This window comes from Polynucleobacter sp. MG-27-Goln-C1 (genome assembly GCF_018881905.1).
In the GTDB taxonomy this organism is placed as follows: Bacteria; Pseudomonadota; Gammaproteobacteria; order Burkholderiales; family Burkholderiaceae; genus Polynucleobacter.
On the sequence record NZ_JACVPM010000001.1, the window covers coordinates 621843 to 642591 of the forward strand.

The window sequence follows — 20749 nt, forward strand, 5'->3', positions numbered from 1 at the left end:
GGTCAAGTGAGGGAATTCAGTAACGAATAACCCTAATCACCCCACTCCGAATGCTGGGAAGATTGGCAACCAGGACGGCTCCAGCTAAGGTAATCCACCAAGTCAGGTAAATCCAAATGAGCGCCAATGGGAAGATGGCAAAGGCACCATAGACCGTTTTGTAAAAGGCTACATTCGTTAAAAAGAGGCCGAAGCCAAATTTCATCAACTCAAAAGTCAGCGCCGCAAAGAATGCGCCGCTAAGAGCATCACGCCATTGAATTTGGGCATAAGGAAGAATTTTGTAGGCTACCGAAAAAACGGACATTGCCAACAGCACTGGCACTACTGTTGCGATAAAGCCCAAGCCGAAGCTCAGGGTCTCTGTCCAGCCTTCAGCAGCGCCAAATAAAAGACCACTCAAATAGGTCCCAACACCCAGAAGGATGGGGCCCAAAATAGTGGCCGCTGAGTAGATCGCAATTTTCTTCAGAATAGGTCGTCTCTGAGTGATGCGAAAGATCTGATTAAAGGCGCTCTCAATGACTGCCATTGTCATGATGGTCGTAATCACCAGTCCAAGCAAACCAATTAAGGTAAGACCTTTAGCCTGCGCTGAAAATTGATCTAAGTAATTAAAGACCTGCTGGTTAAGTCCACCAGGCATATAGGTATCGAGCAGCCATGCCTGAAAGGCATATTTAATCCTGACGACACTCGGTAGATAGCCAATCAGAATGGAGGCCACCGTCAACATCGGAACCAAGGAAAGCGTAGTAGTAAAGGCCAAACTAGCCGCCACCTGCTTGAGATTCTGGCCGCGATTGCGCTCCCATATCTCTTTTCCAAGAGAGAGCCATAATTGAGGATTACGAATGAGGCGCATCGCCCATATCATAAGAGATTAGAGAAGAATATGAGCCAATCCGACATTTTAGTTTTGTACTACTCACGCTACGGAGCCACGCGAGACCTGGCACGCCTGATTGCTGAAGGTATTGAAAGTGTTCCAGGAGCCAATGCCCGATTACGCACGGTCCCAGCCATCTCCACCGTTTGCGAATCCACTGAAGCTGCCGTCCCAGCTGATGGCGCCCCTTATGTTGAGTACTCAGATTTAAAAGAATGTATCGGTTTAGCGCTTGGATCCCCTACTCGCTTTGGCAATATGGCCGCCCCGATGAAATACTTTTGGGATGGCAGTTCCTCTGAGTGGATGAATGGCGCTCTTGTTGGCAAGCCTGCTTGCGTCTTTACCAGTACTGGCAGCCTGCATGGCGGACAAGAAAGCACCTTGCTCACCATGATGATTCCCCTGCTTCACCACGGGATGATGGTCATGGGTATTCCGTATAGCGAACCCGATCTGATGAGCACCTCAACCGGCGGCAGTCCTTACGGCGTCACCCACCTTGCCCATGCTGATGGCAGAGCGCCGATTAGTGCCGAAGAGCAACGGTTAGCCATTGCCCAAGGTAAACGCCTGGCACTGACCGCTCTCAAACTTATTTAAAGGTTACTTATGCTCAAAAGCTGGCTCTCCAAAAATCCATATCAGCTCATTGCTACTGCAGCTTTTGTTGACCTGTTCATTCTGTGCATAGCCTGGGAATGGTTTATCTCCCCCCTCAGACCTGGTGGCTCTTGGCTCATTCTGAAGGCCATCCCCCTCTTATTTGCCATCCCAGGTCTATGGAAAGGTAATGTCTACACCATGCAATGGGCCTCGATGCTGGTCTTGCTCTACATCACCGAGGGATTGGTCCGTATTTTGGAAACTGGGGCTAATTTCTGGATGGCTGTCCTAGAAACCACCATAGGCACTGTCGCCTTCATTTGCCTGCTGATGTACCTAAAACCCATCAAAGCACGCGCTAAAGCGGCAAAAAAAGAGCGGGCTGAGGCTGAAAAACAGTCGATTTGACTGATTTTTGCTAATTTCTTCAAAAATATTACTTATTCCTGTCATCTCAGCCACTTTTCCATGCGTTGTATGGTCATGGAGGTGGCAAATATGTCAACAAGACTCAAACGTTGGGCCCGTGCAATTCAACAGATCGACTTGTCCAAAAGGACGCCTGAAGTCGCGATTGGCTATTTAGATAGCAAATACCGCGATATCGCTTGGCGCTATATCCGCATTTTGGGCTTTGAGCGCACTATTAGCTTTATGGCCAGCAATAACTTCCATCCAGAATAGTTCACCGTATTAACAAAAAACCCCAGAAGAATGTCATTTTCTGGGGTTTTTTAATTTTCTGAGCTAGCAGACATTGGAAATCAATTGCTTTTTGCCTTCAAGGCCTCTTCCAATTGATTGATCTTATTTTGCATAGCCGCCATCTTGGCATTCAATGCACCAACATTTAAGAAGGTTTCGTCCGAGACCTGAGCTTTTAGGTTATTTCCCCAACCAAGCCAAGATGAGTCATAGACCTTCACTTTCTTGAAGCCTAGATTTTTTAAAACGGTTGCGGTTTCAGATGCACGTACCCCACTTTGGCAATAGACTACCGTCTCCTGATTTGGATCCAAGCTTGAATACAGCTTTTTCAAATCCGCTTGGCTTTTTAGTGTCATGCCAGAATTATCAGCAACCTGCTTCTTACTTAACTTAATAGAAGTAGCGGGATCCTGCCAATTTTCCTCAAAGGGAATATTGACCGCATTAGGAATATGACCACCTCGGATCGCGCGAACATCTTTCCCAGAAAACTCATCAGGGGTTCTAGCATCAATAATTTGAACAGATTTAGATTGCGCAAGTTTTAACATTTCCTCATTGCTAACTACTAACTGAGACTGGGGTACCAGCACTACAGATACTGCCGGTAAGGTTGCGCGATCTTTTTGCAAGGGCAAGCCAGCTGATTTCCAGGCATCGATACCGTCATGATAGATTTGAGCCTGCTTCCCGCCGAAATAATTAATCGTATAAAGGCCAAAGTAAGCATAAGGATTTCCGCGCGAGCCATACACCACGATGTCTTTATTAATATCTAGCCCTGCCTGATTAAAAATCGCCTGAATCTTGGCAGTGGCAATGTAATCCTCTTTATTTGCATCCCGCAGAGTATTGCCAGCATCACCGATATTGATGGCACCGGGAATGTGTCCTTCTAGATAACTCTTTTCATCTCGCACATCCCAAATGATTGCGCCTCGTGCCATAGCCGCTTGCACTTGGGCCGTTTGAATAATGGCATCATTTTGTTGGGCTAAAGCCAAAGAGCTGATGAGGAATAGGCTTAGAGAGAAAAGGTGTCTGATCAGGCATTTCATGTAGATACTTTCTAAGAGGTTGAGCTAAGGGTTAATATAAACCTGATGCTCTTGCCGACTGGGAAATACCCAAAAAGCAAGCAATAGAAATGCCAGTCCAGCGCAAGACCCTGAAAACAAAAAAGCATAGCTAGGGTTAAAGGATTCGTAAAGCCACCCAAAGATCAGCGACGCTGGTAGCAACATCAATCCCGAGATGAGATTGAACCAACCAAAAGCAGTTCCTGCCATCCCTTTTGGAGCGAGATCTGCCACTAAAGCTTTCTCTACACCTTCGGTTGCGGCTTTAAACAATCCGTAAATGGCAAATAGCCCACAAAGCATCCATAGAGTGATGCCAGAAAAACTCATTGCAATATAAAAGAATGCAAATGCAGCCCAAGCAATCAGAATAAAGTTTTTACGACTGAATCGATCCGAGAGTGCAGATAGCGGCGTTCCAAAAATAGTTGTGATCAAGGAGATGGCAGCCCACAGCAAAGGAATTTGCTCTTGAGGAACCCCTAACTCTCTCGCCCTTAACAATAAGAACATGTCAGATGAATTTGCTAAAGCAAAAATTCCAGCAACCAAAATATAGCGCTTGAACTGAGGCGGCAGGCCTATGAGTGACCACGAGAATGGTTTCACCACTGCTTGCTCGCGAGCTGGCTCTTTAAGGCAGAGAGCCAAAGTCACAGTAATAATGCCAGGCACTATTGCCCATAGAAAGATATCTCGCAATGGAATTTCCATCCATAACAAGTATGCTGCCATCAGAGGTCCAAAGACTGCGCCTGCGTTATCCATCGAACGATGTAGGCCAAATGTAATGCCACGTTTATTGGGCTCAACGCTCTCCGCTAGCAATGCGTCCCGTGGAGAACTTCTCAATCCCTTACCAAGGCGGTCGGTAAAACGGATACATAAAACCCAAGCCCAAGAATTAGCCAGGGCAATTAAGGGTCTACCAATTCCTGCTAAAAAATAGCCAATCACAATCCAAGGCTTGGTCTTTTTTGTACGATCAACTATCACACCAGAAACCAATTTAAAGATGCTAGAGCTAGCCTCAGCAATCCCCTCAATTAAGCCTAGCGCTTTGGGTCCCGCCATGAGCACAGTAGCGAGATAGAGCGGCATTAAGGGATATAGCATCTCACTTGCAGCATCATTCACAAAACTAATAAGGCCTATAAGCCACACAGTTCTGGGGAGTGAGAATAAAATTTTGAACATACGACTCAATTTAGCATCAAATTAAATACAGCTCAGACTGTCACAATCGCTTGAAACTCACCCCAATAGGACGTAGGATCGATGGGTAGGCGTCAGCCTTTTATCAAGTTTTAACAAATAGCACTCTCTTTAAAGGAATACACCATGAGTCAGAAAAAATTAGTAAAGCAATTATTGAAAAAATTAGACAAGCTGGAAGCCGATAGAGAAAAGTTAATTGATAAGCTAGCAAAGGCCTTGGATAAGATGGAGAAAAAAGCTCCCGCCAAGAAAGCGCCGGCTAAAAAAGCTGTAGCGAAAAAGTCGCCCGCTAAAAAAGTGGTTGCCAAAAAAGTACCTGCTAAGAAAGTTCCAGCGAAAAAAGCGGCTGCCAAGAAAGCGGTGGCCAGAAAAGCTCCAGCTAAAAAAGTTGCTCCAGCAACAACTGCTTAATAAAAGAAGTATTGATAGTAAAGACTGCCCGTGAGCAAATCTTTGGTCCCCGAACATACTTACGAGGCAGATTTACGACTTCTTCAAATTGAATTAGTCAAACTCCAGCGCCACATCATTCAAAAAGGTAAGCGTCTCTTAGTTATTTTCGAGGGGCGTGATACCGCAGGCAAAGATGGAAGCATTAAAAGCGTTACTGAAAATTTAAGTCCGAGAGACACTAAGGTTGTTGCCCTAGCGGCCCCTTCCTCGATTGAGGAGCATGAATGGTACTTTCAACGATACGTTGCGCAGCTACCCTCGGCCGGTGAAATGATCCTCTTTAATCGAAGTTGGTATAACCGTGCCGGCGTTGAAAAAGTAATGGGATTTTGCACTGATGATCAATATAAATTATTCATGGCAACAGTGAATGATTTTGAAGCCTTGCTTGTAAAATCGAATATTCAAATCGTAAAGTACTACCTAGACATCTCCAAAGAAGAGCAAGCTAAAAGACTCAAAGATCGAGAAAAAGATCCGCTGAAGCAGTGGAAGATTAGCCCTATAGATCAGAAAGCTCAGAAGATGTGGGACGCTTACTCAGACGCTCGAGACAAAATGCTCAAGCAAACTAGCTCATCAGATGCACTCTGGACCGTCATTAATGCAAATGACAAAAAGCTTGCACACCTCAATCTGATTGCGGATTTGTTATCAAGATTTTCTTATCCAGAGAAAGACAAGAAAATCCTCAAGATTGACCCAAAGATTGTTTTAACTTGGCCAGTGGGATCCAAAAAACTTCCCAAATTGTTCAAGTGACCCAATCAAATAAAAAATAGTTCCGCCTCAGCAAGAAGCTCTTGAGGCAGCTCCTCGGGAATGTAATGTCCACATGGGACACCTTTTCCAGAGACAGTCTTTGCCACTCTCTTCCAATCTTCAATTGGTGAGAAGCACTTAGCAACTAGGCCATGCTCACCCCAGAGAACTCTTAAGGGCATCGCTAGCATTTTTCCAGCATCCCTATCGGCTCGATCATGAATTAAATCAATGGTGGCTGCAGCACGATAGTCCTCGCACATGGCATGCATGGATTCTGGATTACTTGCACCCGCTAAATACTCTGCCCAAGATTGCGCATCAAAAATTCCAGTCCCGGCATGTCTGCCCATATGATTTCCGATCCAAAACTCGGGATTGGCACCAATGAGCGTTTCTGGAATGGGATGGGGTTGGATTAAGAAAAACCAATGCCAATAGCCCCTGGCAAATTCCATTGTGGTGTTCTCATACATCGTCAGTGTCGGGGAAATATCCAACACCATCAAACGCTCCACACTTTCAGGAAAATCCATCGCCAAGCGATGCGATACCCGACCGCCACGGTCATGACCCAATACAGAAAACTTTTTATGCCCAAGCGCTTGCATCACAGCATGCTGATCAGCAGCCATGGCTCTTTTTGAATAAGTAGAGTGATCAGGTGCACCGGCCGGCTTTGATGAAGCACCATAACCCCGAAGATCGGTTACAACTACTGAGAATCGTTTTGCTAACTCAGGGGCGATATGTCTCCATATGGCTTTGGTTTGAGGGAAACCATGTAGCAATAGCAATGCAGGCCCAGAACCCGCAGTCTGGCAAGCAATATTAATAGGGCCATCTTCAGAGGGAACCGTAATGATGGAATCTTTAAAGCCTTCAATTAGGTACGTCATCATCTACTCCAATAAAAAAGAGCCTCATCTGAGGCTCTTCAATGTAATTAATCATTACCTATTCGCTACCGCCTCAATTTCTGCAACAGTGACATAGCCTTTATTCTGGGAGTCAATCATACTGAAATGATCATAGATGCGAGGCATGCAACCCTTGGCTTCATCAAGAGTTAGTTTGCCATCGCGATTCACGTCACATTGAGCAAAACGCTCCTGAATTTCTTTATTACGCGAGGCATCATCAGCATGCACAGGGACGGCTGCAAATATGAATGCCGCTGATCCAATAAGACTTAAGTATGTAATGAGATTTCGCATAATTATTTAGTAGTGGCAGTTGCTCTTGGGTCAGCAGAAGTTTCCATGGCTACCTTAACCACCTTTTTAGCCATAGCTACAAATGATTCAACTGAGCCGCCACCGGTACGGAATGATTCACCCTGAATGGTTACCAAGCCTTCGCCGAGCACTTCTTTGGATTGACTGTCAGTAATCTTGCTCTCTACCAACATCGCCGGAGTTTTAGAGTTAACACCGCCAGCATAAGCAGCCGCATTCATTGCCAAACCGATTGGCGTGAAATTCCATGGCTGCAAACTGTCAGCTGAGCTTTCTGCACCAGTAATACCAACAGAGATACGCGCTACACCTGGACCAGGTTGATTCACGATCTTAATATTGCCACGGCTCATCACTGCGTTGACCATGGAGTCTTGCAATGCCACCTTGGCCTGATTAATTACCTGTGGAGAAATTTCTTTAGTAGCGTTCTGGTTCAAATAAATTGGATCCAAGATTACCGCAGTGTATGTACCTGGATTCACGCCAGCTTTGCGATATCTCCAAATACGAGTATCGGCTTCTGAAGTCGCCATCGGAACAAGCACAGAGTAATCTGGCAAGAAGCCAGACCTAGGCATTGGTTGACTTGCCAACTTCGGGGTATTGCTACAAGCAGCCAATAAAGTAGCTACAGAGATTGCTGCAACTAAAGCGCCTAATTTGTTCATTTTGTATCCAGTGTGTAGTGTGATTGGCATTAGCTCTTGAGCTAGTTTTAACTGATCATACGCCTCATTCGGCGCTGCAATTCATGCTGCCCTAGGGAGCCGGACAAGGCATCAAGCTTCCCGACTTTTGATGAAGTTGCGGCTTGCACTCAACTGGTGCAACAGTCGCTTTTGGGCTTGATGTTACGCCAGCTGAAGTTGGCGTAGTTGCTACAGCCTGGGTTGCCTTAGGCGCACTCACGTTTAAGGCTGGAATAGATTTATAAAATTGCTTATCAGTCCCAGGGCAAGGCATTAAAGCGCCAGTCTTGGCATTCATAACTGGCTTACATTCTGGGTCAGCTTGAAGTCTTGCCTCGAGCTTATCAACGGAACAGGCGCTTAGCAGAGCAAGCGCGATAGACAGAGCGGCAATGCGCATAGGGGTGATGATTTTCATGGGAATCATTCTAGGCTAAACAACGCTACATGAATAGTGGCAATATATGGAATCCATTCGATATGGCATCACTACAGGAGATCAAGATGAATAAAGAAGCATTTGAAAAAGGCCTAAAAACTCGCCGTGAGGTACTGGGGTCTGAGTATGTAGATAACTCCATCAAGAATGCGGGCGACTTTAATATGCCCATGCAGGAATTAGTCACCGAATACTGCTGGAACGATATCTGGAATCGACCTGGACTAGATCGCCGCTCAAGAAGCATGATCAACTTATCTATGCTGACAGCACTGAACCGCCCTCACGAACTGAAGTTACATCTAAAAGGCGCTATTAATAACGGCCTGACCAAAGACGAGATTCGTGAAATCCTAATGCAGACTGCAATCTACTGTGGCGTACCAGCAGCGATTGATAGCTTTAGATGCGCGAAAGAAGTCTTTGCTGAGATGGGAATTTAAATCAGTGATCTAAAATTTTTGAGAGAAAATCTTTGGCTCTCGGCGATCTAGCTTCGGGATTGCCAAAGAACTCGTCCTTGCTGCAATCCTCAATAATTTTTCCCTGATCCATGAAGATAACGCGGTGACTCACCTTGCGTGCAAAACCCATCTCATGAGTAACGCAACACATCGTCATACCTTCGTTAGCCAGTTTCACCATCACATCGAGCACCTCACCCACCATCTCGGGGTCAAGGGCTGATGTTGGCTCATCAAACAGCATCACAATCGGATCCATACTTAAGGCGCGTGCAATTGCTACCCGTTGCTGCTGACCTCCAGACAACTGTCCTGGGAATTTGTCTTTTTGCGCCATCAAACCCACTCGCTCTAAATACTTCAGACCATGGGCTTTTGCTTCATCAGCAGACCTACCCAAGACCTTCATTTGAGCAAGCGTAAGATTTTCAGTAACACTCAGATGTGGGAACAGCTCAAAGTGTTGGAACACCATACCCACTCGGGAGCGCAATTTAGGTAAGTTGGTTTTGGGGTCATGCAGAGCAATGCCATCAACGGAAATCTCACCCGCCTGGAAAGGCTCAAGGGCATTAATGGTTTTAATCAGGGTGGATTTACCAGAACCTGAAGGTCCGCAAATCACAACAACCTCACCCTTTTTAATCGATGTGGAGCAATCAGTTAATACCTGAAATGAGCCATACCATTTGGAAACATTTTGAAGTTCAATCATGATGATCTATTTAATTTGCACTGGATGGGATTAGCGAATAATGGCGACTTTAGCTTGAATCTTGCGCACCACTTTAGAAAGCGAGAAACAAATTACAAAGTAAGTAGCCGCAGCCAAAATATAGGTTTCGATTGGTCGGCCATAGTTTTTACCGGCAATCTCAAATCCTTTAAGTAAGTCGTAGGCGCCAATTGCATAGACTAAAGAGGTATCTTGAAACAGAACAATCGTCTGCGTCATAAATACTGGAATCATATTTCTGAAGGCTTGGGGTAAAACCACAAGACGCATGTTCTGACCATAGGTCATTCCCAGAGCCTCACCTGCATAGGTTTGACCTTTTGACACTGATTGAATACCGGCACGAACAATCTCCGAGAAGAATGCCGCCTCAAAAGCAATGAAGGTAATCGTGGCCGAAAGGTCTGCTCCAATTGGCCTGCCAATCAACATCGGAATCAATAGGAAGAACCAGAGAATCACCATCACCAAAGGAATGGAGCGCATCGTATTCACATAGAAGGTGGCGGGATACACCAACGCTGGCCGTCCAGACAAACGCATTAAGGCCAAGAATGTGCCAAAGAGGATGCCGCCAACTGTTGCAAAAACTGTCAACTGCACACTGAATAACAAACCCTTCAGAATGTAGTTGGTAAATAATTCCCAATTATAAAAACTCAGATCTAAGCTCAACATATCATCAACCCTATCAACACCTAGTGAGCCAAGCTTGCATCATTGGACACAATGAAACCCGGAATGCGACTACGCTTTTCAATCTGAGACATGACGCGGTTTACCGCGAATGCTGAGAGAGCATATAAGAAAGTAACCGCCAAATAGATTTCGACACCTTTAGATGTTTCTTCCTGAGCTTGCATCGCAAATAAGGTCAACTCCGGCACGGAAACCGCAAAGGCAACAGAGGAGTTTTTAATTAAATTCATACTCTCGGATGTGAGCGGTGGAATGATGATCCGCAATGCCATTGGCAAGATAACGTAACGATAACTTTGGGCAGTGGTTAAGCCTAATGCAGTTGCAGCAGCTGTTTGCCCACTCGGTAATGCCTGAATACCCGCCCTCACCTGCTCAGCTATGCGGGCAGATGCAAAGAAGCCAAGAGCAATACTTACTAACCAGTAAGACGGCAGAGACTTTAAGGGCAATACAAAAGATGGGATGACGTGATACCAAAGAAATACTTGAACCAAGATGGGAATATTTCGAAATAATTCTACCCAAGCAGTAGAAATACGAATGAGCCATCGATTAAGAGAGGTGGTAGTTGGCAAGGTACGAAGAGTACCCATCACCGCCCCCAGAATTAAAGCAATAGTCAAACCAAGACCTGCTACAGCCAAAGTCCAGCCCCAGGCTTTCATCAGCCAGTCTAGGTAACTTGGATCGCTATTTTGGGCTAAGCCAAAAAGAGCGGAGAAGCAGTGATCCACCACTTCTCCATCCAAGGTGTTTTTACAAAAAACACCTAAATCTAAAGACATATTGTTAACTCGTATTTAGTAAATGTGCTGATTACTTCTTGTTGTAATCTTCAGCAGGCTTGTCGTTTAGATTTGCCCAAGCATTTTTAGTTGCTGGAGACAATTCAAGACCTACAACAATATTCTTTGGTGGAATTGGAGCCAAGAACCATTTGTTCCACAATCCAGGCATCTTGCCATTGGCAACAATCTTCGCAATAGCAGCATTTACAGCGGCCTTAAATTCTGGATCATTCTTAGGAACCATGATTGCGATAGGCTCAGTTGCTAGAACCTCACCAACAATCTTATAGTCCTTTGGATTCTTGGAGTTAGCAATATTGCCAGCCAAGATTGAACCATCCATTACAAAAGCATCGGCACGGCCAGACTCGAGCAATAAGAAGCTGTCTGCATGGTCTTTACCAAATACTTCTTCAAAATTTACACCGTTAGCTTTTTCATGTTTGCGTAACAACTGCACTGAAGTAGTACCAGTCGTTGTAGCAACCTTTTTTCCAGCTAACTGAGAGATAGAGGTAATACCAGAGTTCGCCTTCACTGCAATTCGAACTTCTTCAACATAGAGAGTGTTAGCAAAACCAACATCCTTGGCGCGCGCTGTATTGTTAGTGGTTGTACCGCACTCAATATCCACTGTGCCGTTTTGAACTAAAGGCACGCGATTCTGCGATGTAACAGGTTGATAGTTAATGCGCAAAGTGCTCAAACCCAACTTGTCTTTGACGTCAGCCAAAATCATGCGGCAAATCTCAACGTGATAGCCATCAAAGCGACTATCGCCAGTGGTGTATGACATTGGAATAGACGATTCACGAACGCCCATAGTTACAGTACCGGTAGATTTAATTTTATCCATCGTCTGGCTAGCAGCATGGGCATTTACAGCACCCAACAACAATGTTGCAGCGATTAAGCAGTTAGTACTGAGTTTTTTGCTTTTCACGAATATCTCCTATCGTCTATTAACATCAAAATTAACAGCACTAGTATATATATAGATATCAAAATGAATAGTGGAAATATCCCTTAATAGGGCAAAAGAAGCGGGGAAAGATATGGGGGGGTGGCCTGCCCAGCACGATTCGAACGTGCGACCTACGCCTTAGAAGGGCGTTGCTCTATCCAGCTGAGCTATAGGCAGTGTGTACTGGGACTGAAATACGTAAAACTAAGAGAAAGTGGTCGGAGTACAAGGATTCGAACCTTGGACCCCCTGCTCCCAAAGCAGGTGCGCTACCAGGCTGCGCTACACTCCGACGGAATCGATATTCTACACCGAGATGGCCTAGGAGGGCAAATACTGTAAGATTCGGTGCATGGAAGCCTCTTTTTTAAGCAAACTCAGAAAGCAACTCAAAGGCTTTATTGCCCTCAGTTTTCTGCTTGCTAGCTTACTAGGTACCCACTGGATTGGCTTTGCTCATGGCATTTCTCACTCCGGTATCCAGAACCAAAATATCGAGCTTAGCTGTGTCGATCAAGCTCCCACCCTTAGTCATAGCTCTGCTGGCTGCCATCTACTTGATGCGCTTACGCTTGCTGGCTTTATTGCCTCAACACCCAATCCTGTCATTGCTACCCACTTCTCTCATGAAGTGCAGCTGGCATCCAATGATGCCTCACCGGCCCGAACTCACATTGGGCTATATCAATCTAGAGCTCCACCTAGCTTCATTCTGTAAGCCTGAATCACACCAAGCGAATACTTGGTCTACCGATTTACTAGGCACCTCAACTTGAGGGTGCCTTACAGAATGAAAGCTTCACCATGCGTCACCACCATCTTTTTTTAGGCAAGAAAAAACTTCTTTTTATTCTGATCTCAGGATTGTTGAGTTCAGTCAGCACTGCTCAATCAACTGCACCGAGTTTAGAGATTACTGCGACAGGCTCTCAAGAGGCCACCCAGAGTATTTTGACGCCTACCAAGATTTTGCAAGGCGATGAACTGCTCAACAAATTAGGTACGACTTTAGGCGCCACACTTGCGAATGAATTAGGGGTTGCGGCAACAGGCTATGGCGCTGGGTCATCTCGTCCAGTTATTCGTGGGCTTGAAGGCTCTCGCGTTCAAATTTTACAAAATGGTTTATCCGTTGGCGACGTTTCAAACATCTCTCAAGATCATGCTGTTGGAAACAATATGCAGAACGCACATCAAGTGGAGATTTTGCGTGGTGCAGCCGCCCTACTCTATGGCTCCGGCTCAAGCGGTGGACTTGTTAACGTAGTGAATGACCGCATCCTCACTAACCTGCCTGATAGGCCTACGGGTGCAGTCAATACCAGTTACGAAACGGTGAACAATGGCAGGGCTGGTTCAGTTGAATTGGATGGTGCCTTCGGCTCTGTTGCAGTCCACGTGGATACTGCAATTAACAATGCCAATAATTACCGCATACCAGGCAACTCAACACAATCGCAAGGAGAGCCTGCTGCTGGGTGGAGCATCCCTCCAGGCGGTGATGGCGGAAACAATTACAGCGGTAAGTTGCCTAACTCTTTTAGCAATCAGAATAATTTAGGTGTTGGTGTTTCCTATATTGGACAGAAAGGGTATACCGGCGTTTCCGTTGAACGCCTCAATAATAATTACGGTATTCCAACGCCAGAAGGTGGATCGATTAACCAGTCACAAAATCGATATGACCTCCAGCATCAAACTCGAGATCCGTTTGCAGGATTTTCATCTTTCAAATTTAGTGCCGCTAACTCTAATTACAACCACACAGAATTTAATAACGCAGGCGAAGCCGCATCGCAATGGAAAAATATCGCCAATGAGGCTCGCCTTGAATTAGCCCACAATCCGATTGCTGGATGGAAAGGCACCTTTGGAGCGCAATTCTCTGCTGCCTCTCTGAATGCGACCGAAGTTGGTACAGGAAGCTATGCAATTGTTCCGCCAACTAAAACCAATTCCAATGCTTTATTTTGGATTGAAGAAGGCAAATGGAATTCTCTACAGGGCAGCCTAGGCCTTCGGTATAACAACGTTGCGCAGAATCCCAATCTAGGAACGACCTTAGAGCCTCAGCCCACAATTGACCCTACTGGAACAACACCTAGTATTGCCTTGCAGAATCGCAAATTTAATCTGATGTCCTACTCTGCGGGTGGCTTATGGAGCTTTATGCAGGGGTATGGAACTGGCGTTGCGTATACAGTTTCGCAACGAGCTCCAAGTGCTCAAGAACTCTATTCTTATGGCGCCCATGAATCTACTGCAACATTCGACATTGGTAACCCCAACCTCACCAAAGAGACTTCACATAACTTAGAGTTCAACATTCAGAAAACTAGTGGCTTGTTGAGGAGCAAAGCAAGCATCTATGCCAATCGATTCAATAACTATATTTATGGCTATTACACGGGTAGCGTAATCAGTAATGGTGGGCAAGAAGGCAATGGCTTTAACGTAGTCACTTCACAGCAAGCTGCTGCCACCATCAAAGGCATTGAGGGTGAGCTGACTTACAACTGGAATCAAACTGGGCTAGGCGGACGAGTATTTGGCGATGCCTCACAGGGAACATTTGATGCTGGAGGCAACCTACCCTTACAACCGGCGCCCCGCTTAGGCGCAGAGTTAGCACATCAAAAAAATGGTTGGCTTACCAATGCCACTTATATCTACAGCTACCAACAGAATCGCTTGGCAAACTGGGAAATTGGACCTGCCCCGAGCTACAACCTCTTAAATGCTGGGATCTCTTACACCGAGAGAGTCAAGGATGTGAATTGGACCGTATACGCAAACTTAAAGAACTTACTGAATGAGCAGATTCGGTATGCCACTACGCCAATGGCAGTGAGATTGTATGCACCCCAACCCGGAAGAAGTTTAATGGTGGGTCTAAGAGGTACCTTTTAAACCCTGGACTATTTCAGATGCGTCATGAGTAGCGCGCCGAATCCTCCAGATCCTAAAATTACCCATACTGGATTAATTTTGGTTCTGAGGATGAGGTAAAAGCTCACTAAGGCAAGTGCCGCAGTAATGCCACCGACGATCGATGCCTTACCAACGGCATAAACACCAGAAGCCATTAAGCCAATCGAAATCGGCTCCAAGGCATTCTGAATCGCTCTTCGCCATGGACTCTCACCAAACCGATTCCATAACCTGCCCATATAAAAGCACAGCACGCTAGAGGGCAAAAAGAATGACAGTAAAACAATACTTGCTCCCAGAAGGCCCGCCAATTGGTAACCAATCACCAACACCATCAGCATATTAGGCCCCGGTGCTAATTGGCCAAAACTGTAGATGTGAATGAATTGAGTATGGTTAATGCCAAACTGATGTGACAGCAACGACTGCATCTCTGGCAACACTGCTGTTCCCCCGCCTACCGCCAATATTGACAGCAAGGCAAAGCTTAGGGCTAGATGTATCAAAAGACTCATATGCCCTTACCTGGTCGATAAACATAGATCGCAATCGGTGCCATGATGAGGAGAACCAGCGGTAAAGATAATTTCGCAATACTCATCAACAAGAAGGTGGCAATAATGATCAAGAGCGACTTAAGTTGACGCCAGTTATCACCGCCAATTTGATAGGTAACCGCAGCCAGCAGACCACTCGCCGCAGCTGCAATACCAATTAAGATGAGATTAGCTAGAGGATGATCGGACGCCGTTGAATATAAGACACCCATACCCAGCACAAAGAGACTACCAGGCAAAATTAAGCCAATTGTTGCCGCAATGGCACCTAAGGCACCGCGCAGATGGTCTCCAGCTAAGACGGCCATATTGACTGAATTCAGTCCTGGCATGGTTTGGCTAATCGCCAGATAAGCCATGAATTCATCTGGGGAAAGCCACTTACGCTTATCTACCAAAAGAATGCGCTCATAGGCAATAATGCCGCCGCCAAAACTGATGGCGCCAATGATTAAAAACTGAATAAATATATCCCCAAGCTTTGGAGCTTGCGCATTTGACGCTAGCTGATCAGCACCTAGACTCACTCTGGTTTTCCATAAACTAAAGCCGTTTTAGTACTACCGATCTCCAACCAGTTAGCTAGCTCAACTTGTAACTTTTTAAAGAACTTATCTGCGCGCTTGTGCGCTTTTACTTGTGAGCGGTTTTCATCGTTAACGCGATAGGAGAATGCCAACTCTCCAACGATAGGATCCCCTACACTTTTCATCCAAATGGCAATATCGCAGTGTGCTTGAACGCCATCGCCAAATACCAAGTTACCAATCGGCAAGCAAGCCTCCAATATCTTGTTGGTAGTTCCGCCAACAATCCGCAGTGGTAATTTTTTATCAATAGGCAAATGGGACAGGCCAGGGAAAAATTTGATAGCGCTACCTAAGGTTCGATCGAATAAATCATCCAGAGGAACTGCATCTAAAATCGCATTATTTGAATAGATTGATCTCTTTGAACCGACACCATCACCGCGCAATATTTCCTCTTTTAATCGCAACCTCGATTTGATTTTTTTATTGGGGCTAGGATTGAAATTAGAGGACTCTACTAAATCATGCGCTCGGCATTTAAGAGTTACCTCACACCAATCATCGACCCAGACATTTTGGCGAGATTCGCGAACGCGCAAAATAACATTGTTGCGACGAAAATCTTCACCAGGGGTGTCATAAAAGTAAATACTTCTAAGGCCAGTAGTCGCATTATCAAGATGAAAAAAATCCACCTTGCTCTTTTTACAGAACTTGTGAATTTGGTCACTGAGCTCCGTAATTTTGCGACGTCGGTCCAAGCCTTTTGGCTTGATCAGGAGCTTAAACTCCCGATTGGTAATGGATTCGTGTAGCTTCATGTGTTAACCCCTTAATTTCAGTAAGAGATTAACACCCTTTATTAATGCTTAGTACACCTCTGGCACATACATTTCAGGGGGTACCGGACCACGCAAGTAGTCTGGGTTATGAACCCGAGCAGGCAAGGTGATTTCTGGATGATCGATTTCTTTATAGGGGATCTGATCAAGCAAATGCGTAATGCAATTTAAGCGTGCTTTTTTCTTGTCATTAGCAGCTACAACCCACCATGGGGCCTCCGGAATATTCGTCCGCTCCAGCATAGTTTCTTTAGCCTTGGTGTAGGCCTCCCAGTGTCGACGTGCATCCAAATCCATTGGACTTAATTTCCACTGCTTTAACGGATCATGAATACGCATCATGAAACGGTTGTATTGCTCATCATCTGAAATAGAAAACCAATACTTGATCAATATAATTCCTGATCGAATGATCATGCGCTCAAATTCTGGGACCGTACGCAGAAATTCCTCATACTCATCGTCAGTGCAAAAGCCCATCACCTTTTCAACACCAGCACGGTTGTACCAGCTGCGATCAAATAATACAATTTCACCACCAGCAGGTAAATTTGATACATAACGCTGAAAATACCACTGCGTCTTCTCTCGCTCACTTGGCGCAGTTAAGGCAACTACCTTACACACACGAGGATTGAGCCGCTGAGTAATACGCTTAATAGCACCGCCCTTACCAGCAGAGTCGCGACCCTCAAATAGAACCGCAACTTTCAACTTATTCTCTACCACCCAGTCTTGAAGCTTTACTAGCTCACCCTGCAGACGAAAAAGCTCTTTAAAGTAGACGTGGCGTGGGATCACTGAGGCACTTCCACCATCCTGAGAAAGACGGTCATCATCAAGCTCCATTTCGAGCTCTTCATCCATGCTATCTAGAATCTCTTCTTGAGCACGCCGATACCACTCGGCCATCTCGTTATGCTTTGATGTCATTTCTTCCCCTGAGGCGTTACTAGCTTTGTATCCCAAGGATATGACACTTTTATTACAAATGCTGTTTAAAGGGTTTTGGCAATGGATTCTTGGCAGTAAGTAGCCAATCGCTTGCGATCAATATGTGGTCGGTTCAGACTTGAAAATGCGGGTAGAACGGTAATTTGCGCTATGAAATAGCGGTTTTTAATAATATTGGACATTGATTCTAGTAGACCCATATCACCAATAAAAGCAGGCACCTCGCTACGTATCTGCGAGGCCTTTGAAAGATACCGAATGGAAAGTGGATAGATGGGGGCCTGAGCGACGATAGCCGATTCAAAAAGATTAGGCTTAAACGGTAAAACGCCTTCGCCAGCAGTTGAAGTTCCCTCGGGGAAGATGCAGATAGACTCTGTTTGTAATACCTCGGCAATTTGACCAACAACCTGTCTTGCATGGCGCGCACTATCTCTACGAATAAATACAGTTCCCAACTGTTTTGCCATCCAACCGAAAACGGGCCAGCCCGCCACTTCAGACTTAGCAACGAAACGTATAGGCTTAAATGCATTAATCACGTGTATGTCTAACCAAGAAATATGGTTAGATGCCATAAGATATGGGATACCTTTGATCAAATCGGCACCCAGCACAACAAGTTCAATATTAAATATTTTCAGAAGGCGTCTAGACCACTCTTGAATTTTGCGGTCTTTATTAGTGCGTTTAAGAAAAGGAAATACAAAAGAAAGTGTAAAGACACCACAAAGCACATGAATCCAAACCTGAGTCCATACCCAAATCTGCTGGAGTTTTGGCGTCTGGGTTGTCTGACAGTTGGGTGCAAGGTTTTTCATAAACAAACATCAATATAAATCAAGTCATCAAATTGACTTAAAAGCGTCATGAGGATTACATAAAGCTTGTGCTTAATACATACTCATGACGCATTACAGAGCTATTTGGATTTCAGATGTACACCTAGGAACATCAGGGTGTCAGGCAAACTACCTCCTCGATTTCTTAAAACATAATGAAGCCGATCAGTTTTATTTAGTTGGCGACATCATTGACGGGTGGCGACTTAAACAATCTTTTTATTGGCCCCAAGCCCACAATGACGTAGTTCAAAAGCTGCTACGTAAGGCCCGAAAAGGTGCAGAGGTTATTTACATCCCCGGCAATCATGACGAAGCTGCCCGGCAATATTTTGGCATGTCCTTTGGGGATATTAAGGTACAAGAAGAAGTTATCCATACGACCTTAGATGGACGCAAGCTCTGGGTTACTCATGGCGATCTGTTTGATGGCGTAATGCAATATGCAAAGTGGCTGGCATACGTTGGTGACTCTCTGTATTCCTTCATCCTCTACATCAATCGATATTTCAATATGTTGAGAGTCAAGATGGGTCTGCAATATTGGTCCCTCTCTCAATATCTTAAGCATCAAGTGAAAAACGCAGTGAGCTACATCGCAGACTTTGAGCACATTATGGCCAGAGAGGCACGCTTACGTAATTGTGATGGTGTCGTATGCGGGCATATTCATAAAGCTGAGATCCGTGAAATTGATGGCCTGCTCTATTGCAATGACGGTGATTGGGTTGAAAGCCTATCCGCATTAGTTGAAACGACTGAAGGCGAACTCAAAATTATTTACTGGACCCAGATCAAAGGTGATCCAGTTCAAGCTCCTGAAATTACTCTTCAACCCGCTGTTGAATTACTCATCAAAGAGGCTACCGCATGAAAATTATGATCATCACCGATGCATGGGACCCACAAGTGAATGGTGTTGTAAGAACGCTAAAGCAAACTCGCGCTGAACTGATTGCCATGGGCCATGAAGTGGAAATGATTACGCCAAATGGCTTCAAATCAATTCCTTGCCCCACCTATCCTGATATTGCACTCTCACTATTTCCTGGAAAAGAAGTTGCTCGCAGAATTAAAGCATTCGCACCAGATGCGATGCATATCGCTACAGAAGGTCCATTAGGTCTATCAGCCCGCGCTTATGCCGTTAAAAATCATCTGCCCTTCTCCACTGCATATCACACCCGCTTTCCAGAGTATGTCAAAGCGCGAACAGGTATCCCGCTTGCAATTACCTATGCATTCATACGCTGGTTCCATGGCCCATCTATGGCGGTTATGGCGCCAACGATTGTGGTTAAGGATGATTTAGAAAAGTATGGCATTCAGAATGTCGTGTTGTGGTCTAGGGGCGTTGATCTTGATATCTTTAAGATGCAAGATTCCAAAGCACTCAATACTGCTCACCCGATTTTTCTCTATGTTGGTCGCGTTGCGGTTGAAAAGAATATCAATGCATTCCTTGAGATAGATCTTCCGGGCTCCAAATGGGTGGTTGGCGATGGCCCAGCAATGGCTGGAATCAAAGAAAAATACCCCAACATTAACTATCTTGGCGTTTTGCAGCAGCATGAGCTTGCCAAGGTCTACGCTGCAGCTGATGTATTTGTCTTCCCAAGCAAGACGGATACCTTTGGGCTCGTCATATTGGAGGCAATGGCTTGTGGAACGCCAGTAGCTGCTTATCCTGTTACCGGTCCAATTGATGTTTTAGGCAAATCCCAAGCGGGTGCTATGAATGAAGATTTACGAGTAGCCTGCCTACAAGCACTCAAAATTCCGCGTGAATTAGCTAGGGAGCATGCTGAGAAATTCTCTTGGAAAGCTGCATCCGAACAATTTGCCAATCATCTTAAGCCAGTTCCATCGCCTGAAGTCCATGTTACTGCTCTTGCTTAAGGCTGAATTTTGACAACCCCCTACAACATCAATCAAAACCCCCATAAGGGTAATCGAGGGCTTACTAGAGCTTGGCATGCAGCCAAGAACTCTTGGTGTGGAATTGTGTATGCCTTTCAGGAAGAAAGTGCATTTAGACAGGAACTCACTTTGCTGGCAGTGTTGACGCCAGTAGCACTTTTTCTTCCCATCACGCCGATAGAAAAATGTGCACTGGTTAGCTCTCTAATAATGGTCTTGGTTGTTGAGTTATTGAACTCTAGCGTTGAAGCAGCAATTGATCGCATCTCATTTGATCACCATGATTTGTCTAAGCGAGCTAAAGATTTTGGTTCAGCAGCTGTGATGCTGGCCCTCCTAGTTGCTGCACTGCTTTGGATCACGGTCTGTACCCCCCTTGTCATGCATTGGTAACACAAGGCCTATACGATTTAAGTCAGATACTTAAGGATAAAT

27 protein-coding genes and 2 tRNA genes are annotated in these 20749 nt (G+C 45.3%); 11 read left to right on the forward strand and 18 right to left on the reverse strand.

What is annotated here, in order from left to right; translation table 11 throughout:
- Positions 1 to 16: 16 nt before the first annotated feature.
- Complete coding sequence (locus ICN14_RS03190) at positions 17 to 877, reverse strand: YihY family inner membrane protein (protein WP_255535935.1); 861 nt, start codon at positions 875 to 877, stop codon at positions 17 to 19.
- A gap of 18 nt (positions 878 to 895) precedes the next feature.
- Here ICN14_RS03190 and wrbA point away from each other — a divergent pair, with 18 nt between their 5' ends.
- The 3 genes from wrbA to ICN14_RS03205 all read left to right on the forward strand — a co-directional run bounded on the left by wrbA (position 896) and on the right by ICN14_RS03205 (position 2179).
- Positions 896 to 1492 (forward strand): NAD(P)H:quinone oxidoreductase, encoded by a 597-nt coding sequence (gene wrbA, locus ICN14_RS03195; protein WP_216224732.1) that lies wholly within the window; start codon positions 896 to 898, stop codon positions 1490 to 1492.
- A 9-nt stretch (positions 1493 to 1501) separates the two neighbouring features.
- Complete coding sequence (locus ICN14_RS03200; RefSeq protein ID WP_216224734.1) at positions 1502 to 1903, forward strand: DUF2069 domain-containing protein; 402 nt, start codon at positions 1502 to 1504, stop codon at positions 1901 to 1903.
- 90 nt (positions 1904 to 1993) lie between these two features.
- Positions 1994 to 2179 (forward strand): hypothetical protein, encoded by a 186-nt coding sequence (locus ICN14_RS03205; RefSeq protein WP_015420997.1) that lies wholly within the window; start codon positions 1994 to 1996, stop codon positions 2177 to 2179.
- 80 nt (positions 2180 to 2259) lie between these two features.
- Here ICN14_RS03205 and ICN14_RS03210 read toward each other — a convergent pair whose 3' ends face one another.
- On the reverse strand, positions 2260 to 3261 hold the full coding sequence (locus ICN14_RS03210) for a sulfurtransferase (RefSeq protein ID WP_216224735.1): 1002 nt from the start codon (positions 3259 to 3261) through the stop codon (positions 2260 to 2262).
- Positions 3262 to 3285: 24 nt separating this feature from the next.
- A complete protein-coding gene (locus ICN14_RS03215; protein WP_216224737.1) occupies positions 3286 to 4479 on the reverse strand; it encodes an MFS transporter in 1194 nt (397 codons plus the stop codon).
- Between the two features lie 144 nt (positions 4480 to 4623).
- Between ICN14_RS03215 and ICN14_RS03220 the strand changes: the two genes are divergently transcribed.
- Together ICN14_RS03220 and ppk2 (ICN14_RS03225) are read left to right on the forward strand one after the other, a co-directional pair.
- Positions 4624 to 4911 (forward strand): serine/threonine protein kinase, encoded by a 288-nt coding sequence (locus tag ICN14_RS03220; RefSeq protein ID WP_216224738.1) that lies wholly within the window; start codon positions 4624 to 4626, stop codon positions 4909 to 4911.
- Positions 4912 to 4941: 30 nt separating this feature from the next.
- Entirely contained in the window at positions 4942 to 5715 is a 774-nt protein-coding gene (gene ppk2, locus ICN14_RS03225) for a polyphosphate kinase 2 (RefSeq protein ID WP_370624800.1), read from the forward strand.
- A gap of 5 nt (positions 5716 to 5720) precedes the next feature.
- On the opposite strand, the gene ICN14_RS03230 is transcribed toward ppk2 (ICN14_RS03225), so the two are convergent.
- The 4 genes from ICN14_RS03230 to ICN14_RS03245 all read right to left on the reverse strand — a co-directional run bounded on the left by ICN14_RS03230 (position 5721) and on the right by ICN14_RS03245 (position 8063).
- A complete protein-coding gene (locus tag ICN14_RS03230; protein ID WP_216224740.1) occupies positions 5721 to 6617 on the reverse strand; it encodes an alpha/beta fold hydrolase in 897 nt (298 codons plus the stop codon).
- Positions 6618 to 6668: 51 nt separating this feature from the next.
- Positions 6669 to 6932, reverse strand: a complete 264-nt coding sequence (locus ICN14_RS03235) for an EF-hand domain-containing protein (RefSeq protein ID WP_216863204.1) — start codon at positions 6930 to 6932, stop codon at positions 6669 to 6671.
- A gap of 2 nt (positions 6933 to 6934) precedes the next feature.
- Positions 6935 to 7624 (reverse strand): DUF3313 domain-containing protein, encoded by a 690-nt coding sequence (locus ICN14_RS03240; RefSeq protein ID WP_216224741.1) that lies wholly within the window; start codon positions 7622 to 7624, stop codon positions 6935 to 6937.
- 91 nt (positions 7625 to 7715) lie between these two features.
- Positions 7716 to 8063: a hypothetical protein gene (locus ICN14_RS03245; RefSeq protein ID WP_255535937.1), complete on the reverse strand. Its 348-nt coding sequence runs from the start codon at positions 8061 to 8063 to the stop codon at positions 7716 to 7718.
- An 86-nt stretch (positions 8064 to 8149) separates the two neighbouring features.
- Between ICN14_RS03245 and ICN14_RS03250 the strand changes: the two genes are divergently transcribed.
- Positions 8150 to 8527: a carboxymuconolactone decarboxylase family protein gene (locus ICN14_RS03250; RefSeq protein ID WP_216225020.1), complete on the forward strand. Its 378-nt coding sequence runs from the start codon at positions 8150 to 8152 to the stop codon at positions 8525 to 8527.
- Position 8528: 1 nt separating this feature from the next.
- Here the strand turns inward: ICN14_RS03250 and ICN14_RS03255 are convergent, their stop codons facing one another.
- From ICN14_RS03255 to ICN14_RS03280, 6 genes are all read right to left on the reverse strand, one after another.
- The gene (locus ICN14_RS03255; protein ID WP_216224742.1) at positions 8529 to 9263 is read right to left on the reverse strand and encodes an amino acid ABC transporter ATP-binding protein; all 735 of its coding nucleotides are present in this window, start codon (positions 9261 to 9263) and stop codon (positions 8529 to 8531) included.
- Positions 9264 to 9293: 30 nt separating this feature from the next.
- The gene (locus tag ICN14_RS03260) at positions 9294 to 9962 is read right to left on the reverse strand and encodes an amino acid ABC transporter permease (RefSeq protein WP_216224743.1); all 669 of its coding nucleotides are present in this window, start codon (positions 9960 to 9962) and stop codon (positions 9294 to 9296) included.
- A 20-nt stretch (positions 9963 to 9982) separates the two neighbouring features.
- Positions 9983 to 10771 (reverse strand): amino acid ABC transporter permease, encoded by a 789-nt coding sequence (locus tag ICN14_RS03265; RefSeq protein WP_216224744.1) that lies wholly within the window; start codon positions 10769 to 10771, stop codon positions 9983 to 9985.
- 31 nt (positions 10772 to 10802) lie between these two features.
- Complete coding sequence (locus ICN14_RS03270; protein ID WP_370624801.1) at positions 10803 to 11717, reverse strand: amino acid ABC transporter substrate-binding protein; 915 nt, start codon at positions 11715 to 11717, stop codon at positions 10803 to 10805.
- Positions 11718 to 11838: 121 nt separating this feature from the next.
- A tRNA-Arg gene (locus ICN14_RS03275) sits at positions 11839 to 11915 on the reverse strand.
- Positions 11916 to 11953: 38 nt separating this feature from the next.
- Positions 11954 to 12030, reverse strand: a tRNA-Pro gene (locus ICN14_RS03280).
- Between the two features lie 60 nt (positions 12031 to 12090).
- Between ICN14_RS03280 and ICN14_RS03285 the strand changes: the two genes are divergently transcribed.
- A complete protein-coding gene (locus ICN14_RS03285) occupies positions 12091 to 12456 on the forward strand; it encodes a hypothetical protein (RefSeq protein WP_216224745.1) in 366 nt (121 codons plus the stop codon).
- An 86-nt stretch (positions 12457 to 12542) separates the two neighbouring features.
- Positions 12543 to 14648, forward strand: a complete 2106-nt coding sequence (locus ICN14_RS03290; protein ID WP_216224747.1) for a TonB-dependent receptor — start codon at positions 12543 to 12545, stop codon at positions 14646 to 14648.
- 8 nt (positions 14649 to 14656) lie between these two features.
- On the opposite strand, the gene ICN14_RS03295 is transcribed toward ICN14_RS03290, so the two are convergent.
- The 5 genes from ICN14_RS03295 to ICN14_RS03315 form a co-directional block, all read right to left on the reverse strand.
- Positions 14657 to 15184, reverse strand: coding sequence for a chromate transporter (locus tag ICN14_RS03295; RefSeq protein ID WP_216224749.1), 528 nt, complete (start codon positions 15182 to 15184; stop codon positions 14657 to 14659).
- Entirely contained in the window at positions 15181 to 15753 is a 573-nt protein-coding gene (locus tag ICN14_RS03300; RefSeq protein ID WP_216224751.1) for a chromate transporter, read from the reverse strand. The genes ICN14_RS03295 and ICN14_RS03300 overlap by 4 nt, the downstream gene beginning before the upstream one ends.
- Complete coding sequence (locus ICN14_RS03305; protein ID WP_216224753.1) at positions 15750 to 16577, reverse strand: hypothetical protein; 828 nt, start codon at positions 16575 to 16577, stop codon at positions 15750 to 15752. Before ICN14_RS03305 ends, ICN14_RS03300 begins: the two co-directional genes overlap by 4 nt.
- 48 nt (positions 16578 to 16625) lie before the next feature.
- The gene (gene ppk2, locus ICN14_RS03310) at positions 16626 to 17531 is read right to left on the reverse strand and encodes a polyphosphate kinase 2 (RefSeq protein ID WP_216224755.1); all 906 of its coding nucleotides are present in this window, start codon (positions 17529 to 17531) and stop codon (positions 16626 to 16628) included.
- A gap of 65 nt (positions 17532 to 17596) precedes the next feature.
- The gene (locus ICN14_RS03315; RefSeq protein WP_216224757.1) at positions 17597 to 18373 is read right to left on the reverse strand and encodes a 1-acyl-sn-glycerol-3-phosphate acyltransferase; all 777 of its coding nucleotides are present in this window, start codon (positions 18371 to 18373) and stop codon (positions 17597 to 17599) included.
- Between the two features lie 85 nt (positions 18374 to 18458).
- Here ICN14_RS03315 and ICN14_RS03320 point away from each other — a divergent pair, with 85 nt between their 5' ends.
- The 3 genes from ICN14_RS03320 to ICN14_RS03330 are packed head-to-tail and all read left to right on the forward strand — an operon-like array spanning position 18459 to position 20707.
- Entirely contained in the window at positions 18459 to 19268 is an 810-nt protein-coding gene (locus ICN14_RS03320; protein WP_216224759.1) for a UDP-2,3-diacylglucosamine diphosphatase, read from the forward strand.
- Entirely contained in the window at positions 19265 to 20293 is a 1029-nt protein-coding gene (locus ICN14_RS03325) for a glycosyltransferase family 1 protein (RefSeq protein WP_216224761.1), read from the forward strand. Before ICN14_RS03320 ends, ICN14_RS03325 begins: the two co-directional genes overlap by 4 nt.
- A 9-nt stretch (positions 20294 to 20302) precedes the next feature.
- A complete protein-coding gene (locus tag ICN14_RS03330) occupies positions 20303 to 20707 on the forward strand; it encodes a diacylglycerol kinase (protein ID WP_216224763.1) in 405 nt (134 codons plus the stop codon).
- Positions 20708 to 20749 lie beyond the last annotated feature (42 nt).